14 protein-coding genes are annotated in these 22,874 nt (G+C 63.7%); 12 read left to right on the top strand and 2 right to left on the bottom strand.

Features of this window, described 5'->3' with window-relative positions; genetic code table 11:
- Positions 1-26: 26 nt before the first annotated feature.
- A complete protein-coding gene (locus WBP07_RS31710; protein WP_395397228.1) occupies positions 27-1,922 on the top strand; it encodes a putative bifunctional diguanylate cyclase/phosphodiesterase in 1,896 nt (631 codons plus the stop codon).
- 57 nt (positions 1,923-1,979) lie between these two features.
- Here WBP07_RS31710 and WBP07_RS31705 read toward each other — a convergent pair whose 3' ends face one another.
- Both WBP07_RS31705 and WBP07_RS31700 read right to left on the bottom strand, forming a co-directional pair.
- A complete protein-coding gene (locus WBP07_RS31705) occupies positions 1,980-2,999 on the bottom strand; it encodes a LacI family DNA-binding transcriptional regulator (RefSeq protein ID WP_395397227.1) in 1,020 nt (339 codons plus the stop codon).
- On the bottom strand, positions 2,996-4,195 hold the full coding sequence (locus WBP07_RS31700; RefSeq protein WP_395397226.1) for an MFS transporter: 1,200 nt from the start codon (positions 4,193-4,195) through the stop codon (positions 2,996-2,998). The genes WBP07_RS31705 and WBP07_RS31700 overlap by 4 nt, the downstream gene beginning before the upstream one ends.
- A 332-nt stretch (positions 4,196-4,527) precedes the next feature.
- Between WBP07_RS31700 and WBP07_RS31695 the strand changes: the two genes are divergently transcribed.
- From WBP07_RS31695 to WBP07_RS31645, 11 genes are all read left to right on the top strand, one after another.
- Positions 4,528-6,843 carry a beta-glucosidase gene (locus WBP07_RS31695; protein WP_395398290.1) on the top strand — a complete coding sequence of 772 codons (2,316 nt, stop codon included), beginning with the start codon at positions 4,528-4,530 and terminating at the stop codon, positions 6,841-6,843.
- A 137-nt stretch (positions 6,844-6,980) separates the two neighbouring features.
- Entirely contained in the window at positions 6,981-10,121 is a 3,141-nt protein-coding gene (locus WBP07_RS31690; protein ID WP_395397225.1) for a TonB-dependent receptor, read from the top strand.
- Positions 10,122-10,211: 90 nt separating this feature from the next.
- Positions 10,212-10,928, top strand: coding sequence for a SapC family protein (locus WBP07_RS31685; protein ID WP_395397224.1), 717 nt, complete (start codon positions 10,212-10,214; stop codon positions 10,926-10,928).
- A 25-nt stretch (positions 10,929-10,953) separates the two neighbouring features.
- Entirely contained in the window at positions 10,954-11,973 is a 1,020-nt protein-coding gene (locus WBP07_RS31680) for a cupin-like domain-containing protein (RefSeq protein WP_395397223.1), read from the top strand.
- Positions 11,970-13,472 carry a tryptophan halogenase family protein gene (locus tag WBP07_RS31675; RefSeq protein ID WP_395397222.1) on the top strand — a complete coding sequence of 501 codons (1,503 nt, stop codon included), beginning with the start codon at positions 11,970-11,972 and terminating at the stop codon, positions 13,470-13,472. Before WBP07_RS31680 ends, WBP07_RS31675 begins: the two co-directional genes overlap by 4 nt.
- A gap of 237 nt (positions 13,473-13,709) precedes the next feature.
- Positions 13,710-17,840, top strand: a complete 4,131-nt coding sequence (locus tag WBP07_RS31670) for a molybdopterin-dependent oxidoreductase (protein ID WP_395397221.1) — start codon at positions 13,710-13,712, stop codon at positions 17,838-17,840.
- A 181-nt stretch (positions 17,841-18,021) separates the two neighbouring features.
- Complete coding sequence (locus WBP07_RS31665) at positions 18,022-19,032, top strand: phosphatase PAP2 family protein (RefSeq protein ID WP_395397220.1); 1,011 nt, start codon at positions 18,022-18,024, stop codon at positions 19,030-19,032.
- A 62-nt stretch (positions 19,033-19,094) separates the two neighbouring features.
- Positions 19,095-20,438, top strand: a complete 1,344-nt coding sequence (locus tag WBP07_RS31660; RefSeq protein WP_395397219.1) for a family 1 glycosylhydrolase — start codon at positions 19,095-19,097, stop codon at positions 20,436-20,438.
- A 111-nt stretch (positions 20,439-20,549) separates the two neighbouring features.
- Positions 20,550-21,563, top strand: coding sequence for a sugar phosphate isomerase/epimerase family protein (locus WBP07_RS31655; RefSeq protein WP_395397218.1), 1,014 nt, complete (start codon positions 20,550-20,552; stop codon positions 21,561-21,563).
- The gene (locus tag WBP07_RS31650; protein WP_395397217.1) at positions 21,563-22,480 is read left to right on the top strand and encodes an alpha/beta hydrolase; all 918 of its coding nucleotides are present in this window, start codon (positions 21,563-21,565) and stop codon (positions 22,478-22,480) included. Before WBP07_RS31655 ends, WBP07_RS31650 begins: the two co-directional genes overlap by 1 nt.
- Positions 22,480-22,872 (top strand): DUF6379 domain-containing protein, encoded by a 393-nt coding sequence (locus tag WBP07_RS31645; protein WP_395397216.1) that lies wholly within the window; start codon positions 22,480-22,482, stop codon positions 22,870-22,872. The genes WBP07_RS31650 and WBP07_RS31645 overlap by 1 nt, the downstream gene beginning before the upstream one ends.
- The last annotated feature ends 2 nt before the right edge of the window (positions 22,873-22,874 follow it).

The raw sequence follows: 22,874 nt of genomic DNA, 5'->3' as shown, positions 1-22,874 counted from the left end.
ACCCGCCGCGGCAGAGGATCGGGCTGGTGGAGCAGGACGAACAGGTCGAATTTCCGGTAGCGCAGTATCTGCGCCTGAGACGGCACATTCCGCCGCTCTACGGCGTGCTTGCCGTCAATGCCGCCGCGCTGGCCTTCACCCATCGCCATACCGCGCCTCTGTTCCTGACGCTTACGATTCCCTGCCTGCTGGTGCTGGCCTGCCTGCAGCGAATCCATGTCTGGGCACGCCCGATGGACCCGGAAGCGATTCCCGTGGCTTACGCGCGGCGGATCATGCGGCGAACCACCTGGCTGGGCATCGCGATGGCACTGGGATTCCTGATATGGGCGCTCGTGCTGGACCAGTACGGCACGGCGGAGCAGAAGGGGCACGTGGTCGTCTTCATCGCTGCGACCGTCCTCGCCTGCATTTTCTGCCTGACCCACCTGCCAAGCGCGGCCACCGCGATCGGCGTTGTCGTGGTCGGCCTGTTCACGCTCTATTGCGTGGCGGAGGGCGGCGAAGAGCGGATCGCGATGGCGTTTTCGATCGCTCCGGTAACGGCGCTGATCCTGTTCGTCATCCGCGATTCCTTCGCGTCCTTCGTCCATCTTGAGGAATCGCGCAGCGCCCTGATCGTGGGGAGATATCAGGCGGAGCGGCTTGAGGCCGAAAGCGCCAGCCTCGCCCGCACCGATGCACTTACGCAGTTGCCTAATCGCCGGCAGTTCTTCGAAGACATGGCCCGCCGCCTCGAAAGCCCCGGCCAGGCATCGCCGTTTTCGATCGGACTGCTCGATCTGGACGGATTCAAGCCGATCAACGACACGCACGGCCATGCGCAGGGGGACCGTCTGCTGCAGGCGATCGGCACGCGCATAGCGGCGGTCTGCGAAGGGAAGGGGGCCGTCTCACGCCTGGGGGGCGACGAATTCGGCGTCATCGTTCCTGCCGGGATCGACATGGCCCAGACGCTTATGCAGCAGGTCTGCCTTGCCGTTCAGGAGCCGGTCGAACTGGGCGATACAGTCGTTTCCGTAGGCGCCTCGGCCGGCGTTGCGGCCTATCCGGAGTCCGGCCAGAACGCGAACGACCTGTTCGATCGGGCAGATTTCGCGCTCTATCACGCCAAACGCCATGCACGTGGCAACTGCCTGAAGTTTTCGCAGGAATTCGAAAAGCTTATTCGTGCGGACCATCTGGTTGCCGCCGCCTTGCAGACGGCAGACCTGCAATCCGAAGTAACGCTGGCGTTCCAACCGATCTACGACATCGAGCAGATGGTACCGGTGGCCGTGGAGGCACTGGCACGGTGGCGTTCGCCCGTTGCTGGCAGGGTCACGCCAGAGGTCCTGATGTCCTGCGCGGAGAAGCTGGGCATCCTGCGCCTGCTGACGCTGCACTTGTTCGATCAGGCTGTGGCGTCGGCCGATGTCCTGCCACGGCACTTGCGCATGTCCTTCAATTTGTCCGCCGGGGATCTGACCAATCCGCAGACCGTAAGCGGCATTCTCGAACGGATCGACCAAAGCGGGATCGATCCGCACAGACTGGTCTTCGAAGTCACGGAGAATTCGCTGATCTCCAATTTCGATGCTGCCGTGCGCGAGCTGCAGCGCCTTCGCGATTGCGGCGCCAGGATCGCGCTGGACGATTTCGGCACCGGCTTCTCAACCTTCAATTCGTTGCAGCGGCTTCCTTTGGACATTCTGAAGATCGACAAGAGCTTTGCCGATCGGGTCACGGATCTTGCCTGCCGGCGGGTGCTCAACGGCATCCGCTCGCTGGCGGCATCGATGTCGCTCAATTGCGTGATCGAAGGCGTCGAGAACGAGGAGCAGCTCCGCGCTGTGCGCGCGCTGGGATTTCGGTTCGTGCAGGGTTTCCATCTTGCGCCGCCAATTCCGCTTGGGGATGTGGCGGGGCTCGTCGAGGTTTGATTTAATTTAACATAAGATATATTATCACTCCACTCCTTCAGGCCCGGCGGGGCCGGATCACCTTGCCGCCGCCCCCGAACTTTCCCGCTCGATCAGCGAATAGGCCAGCTCTACGCTTTCATCCGCCTCCGCTCGCTCCCGCGGATTGTTTCCCACCAGCAGGTCAACCGCCGTCGCCGCCATCTCCGCGTTGGGCTGGTTCACCGTCGTCAGCTGCGGCCAAGCCATGCGCGAGATCTCGTCATCGTCGAAACCGCAGATCGACAGTTCGCCCGGAACGGAAATACCGTGGCGCATGGCAACGACGAGCACGGCGAACGCCATCTTGTCGTTGCTGGCGAAGATCGCGGTAGGCCGTTTCTTATCGGCAAAGATCGCCTCTGCGGCGGCAAGGCCCGATTTGAAACTGAAGTCGCCCTGCAGAACGCGCCGCGTGGGAACGTCGATGCCGGCGGCGGCACAGGCCTCTGCAAAGCCCTGCCAGCGCAATGCCGAAGCACCGTGGCCGGGATGCCCCAGCACGAACGCAATGTCGCGATGGCCCAGCGCGATCAGGCGCTCGGTCATTTCGCGGGCGGCCGCGCGGTCGTCGATCCGGACCTGCATCTGCCGGTCAGGCTCCGTGGCCGGCGCCAGTCGCACCACCGGAATGCCATGGCTGTCGAAGAGATCCAGCAATTCGCTCCAGTCGCAGACCGGCGACGCCACGATCGCGCCCGACAGCGAGAGTTCGCGCAGCGTCGCGTCGATCTGGGCCAGCCAGTCCGGCCGATCCCGCTCCACGGCCTCAACCACAAGGTGGTGGCTGTACGTGCGGCATTGTTCGAGCGCGCCGCGCTGAAGGCCGGCGGCATAGCCGGAAACCGGATCGTCCACGAACAGGCCGATCAGGAATGACCGCGAACTGGACAATCCGCGCGCGAAGGCATTCGGCTTGTAGGCCATTTCCTCGACGATGCGCAGCACATGCTCTCGAATTTCGCTGCGGACGTGCTGTTCGCCATTGATCACGCGCGAAACCGTCTTGGGCGATACCCCTGCCCGCGCTGCAACGTCCTTGATCGTAATCGCCTTCAAGCCATTCTCCACGCCAACGCCGCAGGATAGCCGCCACGAACCAGGGCGAACATTGCGATCACGACGTAGCAGATGCCGGGAACCGCAAGCGACGGCAAGAGGCCGATACCGTCTGCAAGCGTCGCCGTCACCATCGGAACGACCGCGCCGCCCACCACCGCCATGCACAAGGCCATCGATGCATAGGGTACCGAAGACTGATCGTCCGGCAGCGACAGCGCGAACAGGGTCGGATACATGATCGAGTTGAACAGGCCGACCGCGATCAGCGCTGCCGCCCCTGCCATCCCGTTTCCAAGCGCGGCAAAGGCCACCAGAACCGTCGCCACCAGCGCGGTTGCCGCCAGCACGCGCGATGCGGGCCAGCGGCTCAATGCCAGCGAGCCGGCAAAGCGCCCTGCCATCGCCCCTCCCCAGTAGAGGCTGACCAGACGGCCGGCGACTACCGGTGTTGCGCCGATGGTTTCCGGAAGCACGAGGTAGTTCGTCAGCAACGTGCCGATCGTGACTTCCGCGCCGACATAGCCGAACATCGCGATGCAGCCCGTCATCAGGCGCGGCGTGCTCAGGACATCCAGCAGGCCGGACAGCGGCACCCGTTGCGGCGGAGTGGTCCCGTCCAGAAGGTTGCGGTTGCGTGCATAGGACCACGCCATCGGCACCAGAACGGCTACGCAGGCGATGAACGGCAGCGCGACCATCAGCCAGGCCTCCGCGCCGTTGCCGACGCTGCGATCGCTGAGCAGGAAGGACGCGCAAAGCAGCGGGGCCAGCACAGTGCCGCAGGAGTTGAAGCCCTGAAGCAAGGTCATCCTGGGAATCGCCCGTTCGGTGCATTCCACCAGGGTGATGACGATATTGCCGGCGATCTGAAGAAACGTGATGCCGCCCGCCAACGTAAGCAAGGCCACCAGCACGAGCGGATAGTTATGCAGGGCTGCGGCGCCGACAACGCCCAGGCTGCCCGCAGCCATCACCGCACATCCGGCGGCAATCAATCGCATGTAGCCGATTCGCACGAGCCATGCCGTCACCGGCAAGGCGAAAAGCAGGTAACTGGAATGAAACGCCGCCTGCACCAGCGATGCCTGCGTATAATCCAGCCCCATCAATAGCTTGAGTCGCGGCACGAGCAGACTGACCAGCGATACGACGAAACCACCCATGAAGTAGGTTCCGATCGAAAGGTTGAACATCCGCGTGGCGCGCGAACGCGCGGTCAATAGCTCCGTCTGAACTTGGGTCTGCGCGAATTCCCCTGCAACGCGGGACCGTGAAATCATGGTGGCACCCTCGATTTATTATTTTCCGCCGATCATAACCAATTTTGCGCGCCGCCGCGCGCCCCCTTCCCGCACTATCGACATAATTCGCTCGCATGCCAAATTATCATCCTGACCCGAATTGACATCGATGTCAGACTTTGCGATCAGCGTCGCAAGCCGACGAGGATACGGCGGGGAGGATCATGAAAACGTCATCACAAGCCCGGCAGCGGCGCGCCCGCCTGCGTGCCATCCGTCAATCCATGCTGCTGGACGGTTTCGTCCTTGCCCTGACGGCAGCGGCAGTGTCGTCGCCGGCGGCGGCACAGTCCGCTCCCGCAACCGAACAGGCCGGCGCGCGGTCGAGCGGAACGGAAGTCTGGCGGGACACTGCGCGCTCCGCCAGCGAGCGGGCCGACGCTCTGGTCAAGGCGATGACGCTGGAAGAGAAGCTGGCCCTGGTTCACGGCCTTTTCCCGCCGCAGACCAAATCCCCACCGGCGGACATGATCCCATCAGCAGGATACGTTCCCGGCGTGCCGCGCCTTGGCATTCCAACCCTGCGCGAAAGCGATGCCTCGCTGGGCGTCGCCAATCAGGTGGAGCAGCGCAAGGGCGACGTGGCGACGGCCCTGCCTTCGGCCCTCGCCATGGCCGCCGGGTTCGACCCTGACCTGGCTTATGCCGGCGGCGCGATGATCGGCGCGGAAGCGCGCGCAAAGACTTTCAACGTCCTGCTGGCAGGCGGCGTGAATCTGACGCGCGATGCCTGGAACGGCCGCAATTTCGAATATTTCGGTGAGGATCCGCTGCTTTCGGGCCGCATGGCTGGCGCGGCAGTGCGCGGCGTTCAATCGAACAACATCGTGGCGACCGTGAAGCACTATGCGCTCAACAGCCAGGAGACCGGGCGCACGATCCTGGATGCACGGATTGACGAGACGGCGCTGCGCGAAAGCGACCTGCTCGCCTTCGAAATCGCCATTGCCGAAGGAAAGCCCGGCTCGGTGATGTGCGCGTACAACCGGATCAACGGTGACTACGCGTGCGAGAACCGCTTCCTGCTGACCGACGTCCTGCGTGGAGAATGGCACTACCCGGGCTTCGTGATGTCCGACTGGGGCGCCGTCCATTCGACCGAAAAGGCGGCCAACGCCGGCCTGGACCAGGAATCGGGACAAGAACTGGATTCCAGCATCTTCTTCGGCGCGCCCCTGGCCGATGCGGTCGCAGCCGGCCGCGTCTCGAATGCGCGGCTTGACGAGATGGTGCACCGGATACTGACCGGCATGATCGCCACCGGCACTTATGACCACCCCACGCCGACCGCCGCCCTTCCCATCGACTACAACGCCCACGCCGATGTCGCGCAGCGTGTAGCCGAAGCGGGGATCGTCCTTCTGAAGAACGAGAGCAATCTGCTTCCACTGGCGCGCGAGGCGAAATCCATCGTCGTGATCGGCGGCCATGCGGATGTCGGCGTGCTGTCGGGCGGCGGATCGTCGCAAGTACGGTCCGTGGGCGGGGCTCCGGTCGAAATCCCCCTCACCAGCGGCGCGGCGGCATCGTTTGCGCGGGTGACCTATCATGCGTCGTCACCGCTGCGCGCGATCCAGGCGATGGCGCCGCAGGCCAGTGTGACCTTCGTGGACGGCACGAACCCGGCAGTCGCTGCGGAAGCCGCGAAAAAGGCCGATATCGCCATCGTTTTCGCCACTCAGTGGCAAACCGAAGCGCAGGACGCGCCTTCGCTGTCGCTGCCGGATGGGCAGGACGCGCTGGTCGGCGCGGTGGCCGGGGCCAATCCCCGCACCGTCGTGGTCCTTGAAACCGGCGGACCGGTGCTGATGCCCTGGATCGATCGCGTGCCGGCTGTCGTTGCAGCCTGGTATCCCGGCCAACGCGGCGGGCAGGCCATTGCGCGCGTTTTGTTCGGTGAGGTCGACGCTTCGGGCCGCCTGCCGATCAGCTTCCCCCGCTCGGCAAGCCAATTGCCCCGATCGGAACCCGTTCAGGCCGCTTCCGGCGCCTCTACTGAAGGTGCTGCAGCCAATGCCGCGCTCGGCGATGCCGCAAAGCTTCCGCCTTATCCGGTAAACTATCGGGAAGGTGCCGATGTCGGCTACCGCTGGTATGCAGCCAGCAAGCAAAAGCCGCTTTTCCCGTTCGGTTACGGCCTCAGCTACGGCCACGCCACATTCGCCGGCGCACACTTCACCGGCGGTGACAGTGCGCGTTCAAGCGTGCAGGTCCGCAACGATGGGAAGCGGACGGTGACCGTAGTTCCGCAGCTTTACGCAACGGTTCCTGGCACGCAGACCCCCCGCCTTGTCGGCTGGGCGCGCCGTGAATTGAAGCCCGGCGAATCCGCTTCGCTGACGATCGACGCGGACCCGCGCCTGCTCGCCCGGTGGACTGCGCAAGGATGGCGCATCCCCGCCGGCAGCTACAAGCTGACGCTGGCGACCGATGCCGAACATGCCATTGCCGAAACAAATGTTAATTTGGTCGGCTCGGTGGCCGCGTCTAACTCGAATGAAATACGCGGCAATAAAGCTGCAAAAAAGAAGACACATTGACATCGATGTCGGTAATGATAGCTATCGGTCATCAGACGGCGTGAATGCCGCGATGACTGCTGAACAATCGCAGTAACAGGGAGAGTATGATGAGGGGTTCACGCCTAGTGTCGTCGTTTGCGCGATCGACATCTGCAATGGCATTGCTGGCGGGTCTGGTCGCACCAGGGATCGCCGTTGCACAAGATGCCGCCACGCCGTCTGCGGCGCCGGACAGTGCCGAAACCAACGAAATCATCGTTACCGGCGTACGTGCATCGCTGGAGCGTTCGGCTGAAATCAAGCGCAATTCGAACGGCGTCGTCGACGCCATTTCGGCCGAGGATATCGGCAAGTTCCCGAACAGCAACCTTGCCGAATTGCTCCAGCGTATTCCCGGCGTCTCGATCGACCGCAGGAACGGTGAAGGTTCGACCGTCACGGTGCGCGGCTTCGGCGCGCAGTACAACCTCGTAACGCTGAACGGCCGCCAGTTGGCGACTTCAAACATCGTGGTGGTCGGCGGCGACCAGGGCGGCGACGGCGCTATCGGCACCTCCCGTTCGTTCGACTTTTCGAATCTGGCATCGGAAGGCGTCCAGACGCTTCTGGTCTACAAGACCGCCCGCGCGGCGGTGCCCTCGGGCGGTATCGGCGCAACGATCGACATCCGCAGCCGCCGTCCGCTGGACAACAATGAAAGCGGCTTCAAGGGTTCGATCGGCGCCAAGGCCAACTACGATACCAGTGCGGACGATTGCATCAGCTGCGGCGCGCACGTGACGCCGGAATTTTCCGGCATCGCCAGCTGGAGCGATCCGGAACAGCGTTTCGGCGTGACGTTGCTGGGCAGCTATCAGAAGCGTAATTTCAGCATGCCGAGCCAGGCGAACGACGACTGGAATATCCGCACTCTTTCGGATTTCCTCAATCCAGCCAATGGCTTCGTCAACGCCAATACCAAGTATACCAACCTGCCGAGCGATCCGAACGTGCTGGTGGCTGTTCCCAACGACAGCCGCTATCACTTCTCGGAAGACAGCCGCGAACGCATCAACGGCCAGGCCGTGATCCAGTACAGGCCCACCGACACCCTGTCGCTGACGGTGGATGGTCTGTTCGCGCAGATGCGGGAATCTGAACGCCGCTCCACCCAGTCGAACTGGTTCAACCGTCCGTTCGACCAGGTGGGCTTCGACGACGCTTCGGACGGCATCGCTACCACGCAGTTCCTGCATGAGACGATCAACGGCGCCAAGGATACCGCGTTCGAACAGGCCTATCGCGCCCAGAAGAACCGCCTCTATGACATTGGCGCCAATGTCGCCTGGCAGGCGACTGACGAGCTGTCGTTCACGCTGGACGGCCACTTCGGCAAGGCCGAAAGCTTCGGTGACAACCCGAACGGCCAGACCTCGACCACGGTTGCCTTCAACATGCCGGTGGTGACGTCGCAGTCGCTCAACTGGACCAAGGGCGGCTTCCCGCAGCAGGCCTTCACCTTCAACGACTGCGTCGGCAGCACCACCCCCACTGGAGTGGCCTTCACCAAGGGCAACTGCGACGGCAAGCTGGACGAAGGCGATCTGGCCGGTGCCGTTCAGCGCCAGTTCGACTCTGCCCAGACCCAGCGGGTCAAGGAACTTCGCCTCGACGGCAAGTACGATCTGGGCGGCGATAGCCACTTCGACTTCGGTGCGAACTATCGCACCACGAAGACGCGCCAGACACAGTACAACACGCGTCAGGTGCTGGGCGACTGGGGCAACTCGCTGCCGCCGGAAATCGCCGCGGTTGCACCGGGCCAGGTCTTCCAGTTCTGCACGGCCTGTCAGTTCCATCACAACAATCCGAACGCCGATGCCAACACGCAAGTCGCATGGCGCACGGAGGATGCAACGAAGCTCTACAACTCGCTTTATGACTACTACAGCGGCATCACGACGGATGGCGTAAAGCATAACCTCAACATCGATTCGAACGCCGACAACCGCGTTCAGGAAGACATCTGGTCCGTCTACGGTCAGGTGACCTGGAACGGCCAGATCGGTAATTTCGATGCGCAACTGGTGGCCGGCGCCCGCTTCGAAAGCACCAAGGTCAAGGCGGTCTCGCTGCAGCAGATCCCGCTGGCGATCGTGTGGCAGGCGGACAACGACTTCAACGTCCAGTATTCGGCGGACCGTCAGGAAGTTAAGGATCGCGGCAAGTATACCAACCTGCTGCCGGCGTTCGACTTCTCGATCGATTTCACGCCGAAGCTGAAGGGCCGCTTCTCCTACGGCAAGTCGATCGCACGTGCACCGTACAGCAACCTCTTCGCCTCCACGACGGTCGGCCCGCCGCCGCGCCCCACCGCAATCGGCGGCGTCGCAACCGGCAACGCGAACGACACCGATCTGGATCCGTTGAGCTCGGACAACTTCGATCTCTCGCTCGAATGGTATCCGCACAAGGATGTCTATCTTTCGGTCGGGTTCTTCGACAAGCGCGTCCACAACTTCATCGGCAATACGCTGGTGAACCGTCCGCTGTTCGGATTGGCTGATCCCACCTCGGGCGCTGCCGGATCCCGTTCGGGCACGGCCAAGACGCAGTTGCAGTCCACCTTCGGGGCGGACATCACCGACGTGAACCTGTTCACGTACACGGCGCTGCTTCAGCAGAACAATGGTGACGTCAACGCAGCCAACGCGCAGTTCGCGCAGCACTACAACACGCAGACGCGTGCTCTGGATCAGGGCTTCGTCGACAGCACGCTGGCGGCCGTGGATATCGTAGCGGATGCGAACGATCCGGCGTTCAACTTCTCCGTCAACACGCCGATCAACAACAAGGATGCCGAAATCTATGGCTTCGAACTCGCCGGCCAGTACTTCCTGGGCGAGACGGGCTTCGGCATCGCTGGCAGCTACACGATGGTGCGCGGTAACGTCGGCATCGACGTGGCGGCCGATCCGAGCGTCGATCAGTTCGCGCTGGTCGGTCTTTCGGACACTGCCAACGTTACGCTGATCTACGAAAAGTACGGCGTTTCGGCCCGTGTGGCGTGGAACTGGCGCGACAAGTTCCTGAGCCAGCTGAACCGTGATAGCTATCACAACCCGGTCTTCACTGCGCCTTACAGCCAGGTGGACTTGAGTGTGAGCTATGACATCACGCCGAAGATCACGGTCAGCTTCGAAGGTATCAACATCTTCGAAGAAGGCGTCAGGACTTACGGCCGCGACAAGATGAACACCTGGTACGAAGCCGAGGGCTCTGCCCGCTATCTGCTGGGCGCCAGCTACAAGTTCTAAGACTGAAAACCCATCCCCGCGAGGAAGGCCGCCTTGCTACGGTCTTCTTCGTGTGGGATGGAATTTCTTTACACGATGCTGGCAACTCACATGTCCGACCCTGTACTTCTCAACAATGTTGATCATCACGATCTGCGTATATCCACGGAATACGGTCCGGAGCTGGGTGATGCCGTCAACCAGATGACGGTATTCGTCACCGAGTTCGAGGCCCTATCCCGCGAATATGTCATCGTATTCCGCCGCGATGCCGCGGGCGCCTTTCGCGCGGTTGTCCTGCTGGGATTTGCGCGCGACGAAAATCTCTATCTTCAGGGCCAGTCGTGGGACGCGCGGACGATCCCCGCGCTTGTCGCGCGTGGGCCGTTTTCCATCGGAGTGCCCAAGTCCGGCGATGCCGGAGAGCCGATGATCCATGTTGCGCTGGATCATCCACGCGTTTCGCGGGATAAAGGCCGGCGTATCTTCCTCGATCACGGCGGCAATGCGCCTTACCTCGATTACGTGGCCGGAATGCTGCGATCGATCTACGCGGGAACCAAGATCGGCCCAGCCATGATCGAAGCGTTCGACGCCGCCGATTTGCTGGAGCCTGCAACCTTGCAGCTCGATGCGCCCGATGGGCGCAGCTTCACCGTTCCGGATGTTTGGGTCATCTCGCAGGCGCGGTTCGCGGCGTTGGATGGCGCGCAACTGGCACGCCTTAACGAGGGGGATTTCCTGCGCTGCGCGGTCTGGCTGATGTCCTCGCTCGGCAATCTTTCGACGCTTCTGGACCGCAAGCTGGCGCGCGATGGCGGAAGCTGACCAAGCTATCGGCAGCGCGCGGTCGATGCGATGCACCCAGGTTCTGGACGGCCACACGCTCGACACATTACCCCTGACCGCCCTGATCGAAGCGGGACGGCCAGCGATATTGAAGGGCGCCGCAGCCCATTGGCCGCTCGTCCAAGCCGGCCTTGCCTCGGCGGATGCAGCGGTGGACCTGCTTCGCCGGCATGACGCTGGCCTGCCCGCCGTCGCCTATGTCGGCGAACCGGCCATCAACGGGCGCTTCCACTACAATTCCGATCTCACCGGGCTGAACTTCCGGGCGGAACGCGGCACGCTTTCCGATTTCCTCGACCGGTTGCTGGCATTGCGCGACGATCCCGAAGCGCAGTCGATCTACCTCGGATCGACCGATCTGGGCACGTATCTTCCCGGCCTGCGCACCTTGCACGATGTAACGCCGGCTGACGGAACTTTCGAACGCCATGCCCCGATCGCAAGTATCTGGATCGGCAACCGCACCATTGCCGAAGCGCATTGGGACATGTCCAACAATCTGGCCGTCTGCGTTGCCGGCAGGCGCCGGTTCACGCTTTTCCCGCCCGATCAGACCGGCAACCTTTACCCCGGCCCCATCGAGCCGACACCGGCCGGACAGATCGTCAGCATGGTCGATGCCAGCCATCCGGATCTTGCGCGTTTTCCGCGCTTTGCCCAAGCGTTGGAAGCGGGCGAGGCGGCCGAACTCGAACCCGGCGATGTGCTGATCTATCCCGCGCTGTGGTGGCACCGGGTGGAAGCGCTGGACGATTTCAATATCCTGATCAACTTCTGGTGGAACGCGGCTCCGAACTTCCTGGACGATCCGATGACCACGCTGCTGCATGCCCTGCTCAGCCTTCGGGACCGCCCCGTGCACGAGAAGGAAGCCTGGCGCAGCATGTTCGAACACTACATCTTTGGACCGGCGGAAAACGCCGCCGCCCATCTGCCCCCGGCCGTTCGCGGGCCGCTGGCGCCGCTAGACCCCATGATAGCGCGTCGTCTCCGCGCGCTGATCGGCAACAGGATCAATCGATGAACGCTCCTACGCGTAAACGGGTTGTCGTGGCAGGTGGCGGTACGGCCGGGTGGATCGCCGCCACTGCCATCATCCGCCAATTGACAGGGCTGGTGGACGTTACCCTGGTGGAATCCGACGAGATCGGCACCGTCGGCGTCGGGGAATCGACGATCCCGACTATCCGCACTTTTCACGAGTTCATCGGCGTGGCGGAGGACGATTTCATTCGCGCCACCAACGCGACGTTCAAGCTGGGCATTTCGTTCGAGAACTGGGGGCGGATCGACGATCGCTATTTCCACCCGTTCGGATCGGTAGGCCGATCCACTTTCGTGGCCGATTTCCAGCATTTCTGGCTCGAAGCGCGCAAGCGGGGTTTCGGCGGGGACTATGGCGACTACTCGCTGGAGCAGCATGCGGCGATGGCCGGCCGGTTTGCCGCCGCCGGCGATGCCTCGCTCGCCTACGCCTATCATCTCGACGCCACTGCCTATGTCCGCTTCCTGCGCGGCGTGGCAGAGCAGGCGGGTGCGCGCCGCGTCGAAGGGCGCATCGTCAGCGTCGAGCAGCATGCGGAAAGCGGAGATATCGCCGCGCTCGTGCTGGAATCGGGCACGCGCGTTGAAGGTGACCTGTTCATCGACTGCACCGGCTTCGGCGCGCTGCTGATCGAACAGACCCTGAAAACCGGCTTTGACGACTGGAGCCACTGGCTGCCAACCGATCGCGCCTTCGCGGTACAGAGCGAAGCGACGAGCGAGCCCGTTCCCTATACCCGCGCCATTGCGCATGGCGAAGGCTGGCGTTGGCGCATCCCGCTCCAGCACCGTGCCGGCAATGGCATCGTCTATTCCAGCGCCTTCCTGTCCGACGACGAAGCGCGCGATCGGCTGGTCGACGCGCTGGACGGCCCTGCCCTGTTCGAGCCGCGCCTGTTGCGGTTTACCGCCGGCATGCGCAAGCGCGTGTGGAACCGCAATTGCATCTCGCTCGGCCTTGCCAGCGGGTTTGTGGAGCCGCTGGAATCGACCAGCATCCATCTGGTGATGATCGCCGTCACCTGGCTGATCCAGAACTTCCCGTTCGGCCCGGACAACACAGCAGTCGCCGAATGGTTCAACGCCCGTTCCCGCCACGAATGGGAGCATGTGCGCGATTTCATCGTCCTGCACTATGCCGCGACCGAGCGTGACGACACCGCCTTCTGGCGGGCCCGCGCGGAAGCCGGCATTCCCGATAGTCTGGCTGCGCGGATCGAGTTGTTCCGCGAAGCGGCCATCGCCTATCAAGGGCAGGACGATCTGTTCCGCGTGGATTCCTGGGTATCGGTTCTGATCGGCCAAGGACTAATGCCGCGCGCGCATCATCTGCTTCCCGCGACGCTGCCGCCCCAGCAGTTGCAAGGTGCCCTGGGCGATTTGCGGCGCAACATTGCCGGTGCGGTTGGGCAAATGCCATCGCATGCCCAACGCCTGGCGCAGATCGCCAACGCCGCGCGCATCCGGGAAACCATCTGAGCGCGCTGCGGCCGCGCCCTCCATACCGTCCATCGCTAAGCCATGTTGCATCGCAAAATCGCGACTTGCGCAACATGAGGCGATTTGACAGGATGTAGTTCGAAATCGCGCCCGGTCCGCAACGCAGCGGAAGGGCTAACCCGGCTCACCAGAGCCTGAAGGAATTGGCAACGGCGCCATCAGCCGGACTCGCAAGGGTCCGGCTGATGGCGCCGTTTTTTGTTTGGAAAGACCGGCGTGACGAAACGAACCGTCAAGAGCGTGTGTCCCTACTGCGGCGTCGGATGCGGCATCGTGATGGAAGTGGCCGACAACACGATCGTCAAAGTGACGGGCGACAAGTCACACCCCACGAACTTCGGCCGCCTCTGCACAAAGGGCAGCAGTTGTCACGTTCCGGTCACCGCGCCCGGCCGTGCCGAAACCGCCTATGCGCGAATTCCCGGCAGCCGCGATCAGGGGTGCATTCCCATGGCAGAGGCGATCAGCCGGACCGCCGCCGGCCTGCGGACGATCATCGACCGCGATGGCCCCGATGCCGTTTCCTTCTACGTGTCCGGCCAGATGTCGCTGGAGGCGCAATATCTGGCCAACAAGCTGTGCAAGGGCTTCATCGGCACCAACAACATCGAAAGCAATTCCCGGCTCTGCATGGCCAGCGCGGCGACGGGATACAAGCTCTCGCTAGGAGCGGACGGGCCGCCCGGCTCCTATCAGGACTTCGACAAGGCCGACTTGTTCTTCGTGATCGGCGCCAACATGGCGGATTGCCATCCGATCCTGTTCCTGCGGATGATGGACCGGGTGAAGGCCGGCGCCCGTCTGATCGTGGTCGATCCGCGGCGCAATGCCACGGCGGACAAGGCGGACCTGTTTCTTCAGGTGAACCCGGGCACCGATCTTGCCCTGCTCAATGGCCTGCTCCACCTGCTGGTGATGGAAGGCGCCATCGATGCCGACTTCATCGCCGCCCATACCGAGGGTTGGGACGCCATGCCCGCCTTTCTGGAGGACTACCCGCCGGCAAAAGTGGCGGAGATCACCGGGCTGGCCGAAGCCGATCTGCGCAAGGCGGCGCAGTGGATCGCCGCCGCGCCTGAATGGATGAGCTGCTGGACCATGGGGCTGAACCAAAGCACCCACGGAACCTGGAACACCAACGCGATCTGCAACCTGCACCTGGCCACCGGCGCGATCTGCCGCCCCGGCAGCGGGCCGTTTTCCCTGACCGGACAGCCCAATGCCATGGGCGGGCGCGAGATGGGCTACATGGGCCCCGGCCTCCCCGGGCAGCGCGCCACCAGTAGCGAGGCGGACCGCGCCTTCGTGGAAGATATCTGGGGCATTCCGCTTGGAACCCTGCGTGCCGAGGCCGGCGGCGGCACCATCGCCATGTTCGAGGAGATGGCCGCCGGCACGATCAAGGCCTGCTGGATCATCTGCACCAATCCGGTCGCCAGCGTGTCCAATCGGAAAACCGTGATCGCCGGGCTCGAAGCTGCCGAACTGGTGATTGCGCAGGACGCCTATGTCGATACCGAAACCAACCGCTATGCCGATGTGATCCTGCCCGGCGCCTTGTGGTCCGAAGCGGAAGGCGTGATGATCAATTCGGAACGCAACCTGACGCTGATGCAGCAGGCGGTGGCACCGCCCGGCGAAGCCATGGCCGATTGGGAGATCATCGCCCGCGTCGCCTGCGAAATGGGATACGCCCCTGCCTTCACTTACGGCTCCGCCGCCGAAGTGTTCGAGGAAATCCGCCGGTTCTCCAACCCCCGCACCGGCTACGACATTCGCGGCGCCAGCCATGAACGCCTGCGTGAAACCCCGCTGCAATGGCCCTGCCCGCCTGAGGCCGCGTCAGACCGCAATCCGATCCGCTATCTTGATGACGGCCCGGCCATCCGCTTCCCCACCGCGCAGGGAAAGGCATACTTCCTGCCGCGCCCGCACATGCCGCCGGCCGAAATGCCCGATGCGGACTTCCCGATGGTACTCAATACCGGCCGGCTTCAGCACCAATGGCACACGCTGACCAAGACCGGGAAAGTGCCGACGCTCAACAAGCTCAACCCCGGCCCATTTTTGGAAATCCATGATGAGGACGCGCAGGCGCTGGGCATCGCGGACAAGGACCGCGTGGAGGTACGCTCACGCCGGGGGCGCGCCGTCCTGCCGGCGGTCGTCACCGACCGCGTCCGCCCGGGCAACTGCTTTGCGCCGTTCCACTGGAACGACGTGTTCGGTGACGATCTGGCCGTCAATGCCGTGACCAGCGACGCGGTCGACCCGCTTTCGATGCAGCCCGAATTCAAGTTCTCCGCCGTGGCGGTCACCCGTGTTTCGGGCCCGATCACCGAACCCGACCCAGCGCCCGTTCAGGAAGAAATCGTGCCTTCATCGCCATCCGTCACTCCGGCATTTTCCGATTGTTCGCCGCTTCAACTGGCCGCGATCGATGCCTTCGCCCGGGTCATGGGATTGCAGGGCGGCCAGCCTCCCTCACTTTCGGGTGACGAGCAGGCCTATCTGGCCGGCTTCACCACCGCGCTGCGCTCCCCCGAAGGGCGGCAGGCGGGCGGAGTTCCGCTGCTGCCGCATGCCGCGCCGTTTGAGCCGCAGATCCGGCACTATGTGAACGGCCTGCTCGCCGGGCTTTTCGCGCGCGAACAGGTAGCCGCCGCACCAGCCCTTTCCGCGATAGAGCAGCCGGAGGAGCAAAAGCGGGACATTCTCCTGCTCTGGGCCTCGCAGACCGGCAATGCGGAGGAAGTCGCCGGGCAATGCGCCAAGGCGCTGACAGGCCAGTCCCACGGCGTCAGGATCGTGGCGATGGATGCCGCCGGGCCCGGCGATCTGGCCGAGGCGGGAGACGTCCTGTTCTTCGCCAGCACGTTCGGCGATGGCGATGCGCCCGACAATGGCGGCCAATTCTGGTCTGCCCTGACGGATGCGGCAGCACCACGCCTTGAAGGGACGCGCTATTCAGTGCTGGCCTTCGGCGATTCCAGTTACGATCAGTTCTGCGGTTTCGGTCGTAAACTCGATGCCCGCCTGGAAGAACTGGGTGCCACGCGGATTGCACCGCGCATCGATTGCGAGCCGGATTACGAAGAGCCCGTGGCGTCATGGCTGGGTGCCGTCATAACGGCGCTTGCCGGCGAAATGCGTCCGGCAGCGGCACCGGAGGTGCCTGTTTCAGTTCCGGCCGCCGTGCCTGCTACCAATCAGCAGACGGCGGAAGGCGCACCCTATAGCCGCAAGGCACCGCTTCGCACGGCGATGACGCGCAACATCCTGCTGGGCGGCGGCAGGCACAAGGAAGTGCGGCAATTCGGGTTCGACATCGCCGGGCATGATTTCGCGTATCGTGCCGGGGATTCGCTGGGCGTCTGGCCGATCAACTGCCCGGCGCTCGCCACCGAGATCCTGGATGTGCTGGACCTCTCTCCGGATGCGCCCGTCGCCGTCAAGCAGGCGGGAGAAATGGCCATTTCCGAGGCCCTCATCCACCATTGGGACATCGCGCGGCTGAACCGAAGCATTCTGGAACTGATCGCGGGACGCCGGCCGGATGCGCCCTTTGCCCTGCTGCTCGATCCCGATCGCAAGAGTGAACTCGACCGGTGGATGTGGGGGCGGCAGATTGCGGATGTGCTGCATGAGAGCGCGGTTCGGCTCAGCCCCGGCGACCTGGCCCAGGTCATGCGACCACTGCAGCCGCGCTTCTATTCGATCGCGTCCAGCCCGCACGCTCAGCCCGATGAAGTGCAACTGACCGTTTCGGTCGTCCGCTACGATTGCGGCGAAAGGCGGCGGCATGGCGTCTGTTCCGCGTTTCTGGCGGACCGAGGGGAGGCGGGAGATATCGGCATTTTCCTGCAAGCCTCGTCCCACTTCCGTCCGCCGGTCGATCCTGAGCGGCCGATCATCATGGTGGGCCCGGGAACCGGAGTGGCGCCATTCCGCGGCTTCCTGCACGATCGGCGCGAAACTGGAGCAACCGGCGCTAACTGGCTTTTCTTTGGCGATCAGCATCAAGCCAGCGACTTCTACTATCGTGATGAGATCGAGGGGTGGCGGCGCGGTGGGCACCTGGACCGCTTGAGCCTGGCATTTTCGCGCGATCAGGCGGAAAAGGTCTATGTCCAGCACCGCATGATGGAGGAAGGGGCCGACCTGTGGCGCTGGATCGACGGAGGCGCGAATTTCTACGTCTGCGGCGATGCCAAGCGCATGGCGCGCGATGTCGAAGGCACACTGCGCCAGATCGTGGCCACACACGGCGGGATGAGCGCGGACAAGGCGGCGGACTACGTCGCCCAGATGCAGGCCGATCGGCGATATCTTCGGGACGTATATTGAGCCAGGCACGGCAGCGACGATCGGCGGGGCGCGCAGGCGCCACGGTTCAAGGTTGAACGTCCCACCCTTTGGCTTTCCAGTTCATCCGTGCTTAAGCGAGAATCTGGCTGTTCGCCATCCTACCTGATTCTCGCCCACGCTTGGAAATACCGTAATGACACAAATGCAGCCGTCCTGGCCCATGCCGTCTTCATCCGGCATGGCGGCCGGATCGGCACTGGCCGACGAGCTGATTTCTCCCGCGCTTGTTACAGTACAGAAGTCCGGCCCGCTGATCCGACGGCACATGCTGGCGGCACTGCTGCTGTGCCTTTGCGCGCTCTCCGCGCTGATGCATCGGGCCGGGCTGCACGTCGATCCCTTGCGGGCGAGCAACCTGCCGTTCTACGCTGCGGGCCTGCTGGCATTGGCCCTGCGGTTCGGCCTGCCGCGCACGACCTGGCGGCACGCGGCAGCGGTTGCGCATTTCAGCGAATATGCCGCGCTGTTCACGATCATTTCGCTGATGGGCGCCACCGCCAGCTATCCCGTTGCCGCGCTGACCCATGGCTATGCCGATGCGACCCTTCAACGCGTCGATGTCGCGCTGGGGTTCGACTGGCTGGCCTGGTATCGACTGGTGGCGGCGCATCCGGTGCTTCAGGTGCTGGGCACGACCGCCTATCGCAGCATCTACCTCACGCCCGCGATCCTGCTGTGGTCCGCCGCCCGCGCCGGTGAACATGACCGGGCGTATCGCTTCCTTGCCGCTTTTCTGGTGGCCGCGCTCATCACACTGGCCCTGTTCAGCCTGATGCCGGCCGTCGGCCCCTTCTCGCACCTCTGGCATGGATCGATCCCCTATATGCCGGAAAGCGAACTGTGGCAGCCCGGCCTGATTCCGGCGCTCCGCGCGCATGCAGTGCATGTGGTCGATCTGGGCCAGTTGCGGGGCATCGTCTCCGCGCCCAGTTTCCATACTGCTGCGGCGGTTCTCTACATTGTCGCGGCATGGCGCACGCCCTTGCTGCGGTGGCCTATCGTTGCTCTCGATGCGGCGATGCTGCTCTCCACGCCGGTGGAAGGCACGCATTACTTCATCGACATGATCCTCGGCGCCTCGGTGGCGACCGTCTCGCTGGCGCTGATCCGCGCCTACGACCGCGTTCTGGCGCTGCGACACACCGATGCCCGGACCGGCCTTTACATTTAGAACATAAATTCCAATAAATCCCGCAAGCCGGTAAACCGCAGCCGGCATTGTGGGAGAGACGCATGACCGATCGCCGTTCCGTACTGGCAGCCGCCGGCATGACTGCCGCCGCGCTGGCGGGATCCGCGCTTGTCAGCCCGGCCTTGGCTGCTTCACGCAGGCCCGCCGATCCGAAGTTCCCGCAAGGCTTCCTGTGGGGCGCCGCCACGGCCGCACATCAGGTGGAAGGCAACAACGTCAACAGCGACGTCTGGGCCATGGAGCACGCCAATCCCACGGTCTATGCCGAGCCTTCCGGCGATGCGGCCAACAGCTTCGCGCTCTGGCCCACCGACCTGGATCTGGTGAAGGGCATGGGGCTGAACACCTACCGCTTCAGCCTGGAATGGGCGCGGATCGAGCCGGCGAAGGGCCTGTTCTCCCTGGCGATGCTCGATCACTACAAGGCGATGATCGACGGCTGCCACGCGCGTGGACTGGTGCCGATGGTGACGTTCAACCACTTCACCACGCCGGCCTGGTTCGCGGCACAAGGCGGCTGGTCTAATGCGGAAGCGCCCTCCCTCTTCGCGCGCTATTGCGACAGGGCGGCGCGCCATCTTGCCGGCGGGATCGGCTATGCCACCACGCTGAACGAGCCGAACCTCAGCGGCCTGCTCGACATCGTGCTGCCCGGAGATATCGGCAAGCGCCTGCTCGATGCGGACAAGGCGATGCAGGAGGCTGCCGCGCGCGAACATGGGGTAGCGCGCTTCCTGCCCGGCAATCCGCTCTACGTCGCCGATCCGGATGTGGTTCAGGGGCATCTGCTGGCGGGGCACAAGGCGGGGCGAGAGGCGATCAAGGCCGTCCGCAGCGATCTGCCGGTCGGCGTAAGCCTGGCGATCATCGACGATCAGGCCGTGGGCAAGAACAGCCTGCGCGATGCGATGCGCGCCAAGCTCTATCGGCCCTGGCTGGAAGCAGCGCGCGGCAACGAATTCGTCGGCGTGCAGAACTACGAGCGTGCGGTGTGGAACGACAAGGGCCGCCTGCCCGCCCCTGCCAGCGCCGAAATCAACGACGTGGGTTCGGAAGTCTATCCGGCCTCGCTCGCCGGGGCAGTGCGCCATGCGCATGAGGTCAGCGGCGTGCCGGTGATCGTGACCGAGCATGGCATCAACTCGGCCGACGACACCAAGCGCGCCCGCCTGATCCCCGCTGCCCTTGCCGACCTGCGGTTGGCGATGGAGGACGGCGTGCCGGTGCTGGGCTACTGCCACTGGTCGCTGGTCGACAACTTCGAATGGGTGTTCGGCTACAAGCCGCAGTTCGGCCTGCATACGCTGGACCGCACCACCTTCGCCCGCACCGCCAAACCCAGCGCCGCCGTGCTTGGCGGCATCGCCCGACGCAATTCCCTCTAACCCTTCAAGGGGCGCCGCAAGACCGTTGACAGCGGCGCCCGCGATCTCATAAACAAGAATTGTAATTCTAATAATGGTCGTCCGCTTGGACGACCGGGGAGAAGGGTTTCCATGTCGAAGATTCAGCGCGGCGTCAGCCTCTACAGTTTTCAGGAGGAGATGTTCCTGGGGCAGATGTCGGTGGAGGATTGCGTGGCCTTTGCCAGCTCCATCGGCGCCAAAGGCATCGAGATCCTGCCCGAGCAGAACATGCCGTGCTTCCCGCATATCGACGATGCCGAAGTAGCCCGCTGGCAGGACATGCTGGCACGCCATGGCGCGCATTTCACCTGCTACGACATGTTCCTCGACACCAAGCTGCGCAAGGGCGAGACCATGTCGGATGAGGAGCAGGTGGAAAGCATCCGCCGCGATCTGGTGCTGTGCAACCGCCTGGGCATCCGCAACATGCGCGTGCTGGTCTTCGTTCGGCCGGATATCCTTGAGAAGTGCGTGCCCTATGCGGAGGAATTGGACGTCCACATGGGCGTGGAAGTCCACGCGCCCTGGCATCTGGAACATGCGTGGATCCTGCGCACGATCGAGGTGGCGGACCGGCTGGGCACGAAACACCTCGGCATCCTGCCCGACATGGGCATCTTCATGAAGCACTACCCGCCGGAATTCCGCGCCCGCTTCGAACGCCAGGGTGCGCGGCCGGAAGTGACGCAGTTCATCGTCGATCAGCACCAACAGAAGATCATGTGCGAATACACGATCTACGAAGTCGCGGTGAAGATGGGCGGCAACAAGGCGGAGATCGCGATGGCCGAAACGCTGCGCCATGCGCCTTACGCCAATCCCAAGCGGATCGGCGATTATGCCCCCTATTTCCGCCATATCCAGGCGAAGTTCTACGGCATGACCGAGGATTGCACCGATCCGACCATCGCCTATGACGAAGTGATCCCCGAACTCGTCAAATGTGGCTGGGAAGGCACGCTTTCCAGCGAATACGAAGGCAATCGCTGGATACAGGACGTGATGCCGGTGGACAGCCGCGAACAAGTGCGCCGCCAGCACGTGATGTTCGAACGGCTGATTGGCGAGGCGGAAAAGGCCGAAGCGGAACGGGCAACCGCCTGATGCGCGCGCCGTCGAAGCGCGTGGCCGCGCTTTTCGCGGGTGCAGCATTGGTGATCGGTGGAGTGGCGCCCGCCCTCGCACAACCTGCCGTCAGCCGGGAGACCATTGCCGCGCCGCACCAGCCCGGCGCCATCGATCTGCCGGTGGCCAAGGGCACGCCGCAGCGCGAGGTATGGCATCTGGACGGCACGCAAGTTGCCGTGCGCAATGTCACCCGCGCCACCCTCATCCCGGTCTTGCCGGTCGGCAAGGGCACGGGCGCGGCGATGATCGTTGCGCCGGGCGGCGGATTTCTGGGGCTCGCCATCGAAAAGGAAGGTTGGGACGTCGCCCGCTGGCTGGCGAACCATGGCATCGCCGCCTTCGTCCTGAAGTACCGGGTGCTGCCCACACCGCCCGATCAGGCGGTGTTCGCCAGCGAAATGGCCCAAGTCGTCACCGGCGGCCGGGCCAGCTTCGCGCCACCTGCCGATACGCCGGACCCCGCGCTGGAAGATGCGCGTGCCGCCCTTGCTCTCGTCCATGATCGAGCCGCGGAGTTCGGCGTCGATCCCAATCGCATTGGCATGATGGGCTTTTCGGCAGGGGCGATGCTGACCCGCAGCCTGGCCACACATCCCGGCCAATACATGCCAGCCTTCATCGCGCCGATCTATCCGATGATGAATGCGGTGCAGGTGCCCGCCAATGCGCCGCCGATGTTCGTGGCCCTCGCCGCCGACGATCCGCTGTTCGGCAAGGGCCCGTTCGGGCTGGTCGAAAGCTGGCGGGCCGCCGGAAAGCCGGTGGAATTCCACTATTACGCATCGGGCAGCCACGGATTCGGCCTGGGCAAGCCCGGAACCCCCACGGAGGGGTGGATGGACCAATTGTACAGGTGGCTGGCTTCCGGCAGCTTCCTGTCGGGAGAGAAGTGATGTTCGACAAGTACCTGATCGACGCCGCCACGCTGCGCAACACCGGCCCGGCCGAAGCGCCCACCGGCTTCGCGTTCGAGGCAAAGCTGGGCTATTATCGTGGGCTTGGCCTCTCCATGATCGAGAAGCTGGACGTTTCCATCGACGGGGAGGCCCTGCCGCGCGACGCCGTGCGTTTCGATGAAGGCGAAGGCCCGCTCTCGCTCGACGAGATGGAACGGGCTTACGACCGCCGCTGGCCATTCGGCACGCCTGCAACGATCCTTGTGGACCGGCCGGGTGGCTTCCCCCCAGGCGATCACGAGCTTGCTTTGCTGCAGCAGCTTCGTGTTTCCTACCTGCCCTTCCCTTCCATCAACACGGATGCCAAGTCCGTGTCATTCCCGGGATAACC

The sequence above is a fragment of the Novosphingobium oxfordense genome (assembly GCF_044029435.1).
In the GTDB taxonomy this organism is placed as follows: domain Bacteria; phylum Pseudomonadota; class Alphaproteobacteria; order Sphingomonadales; family Sphingomonadaceae; genus Novosphingobium.
Note: the sequence above shows the minus strand (reverse complement) of the source record. Positions and strands in the feature narration are given on the sequence as shown.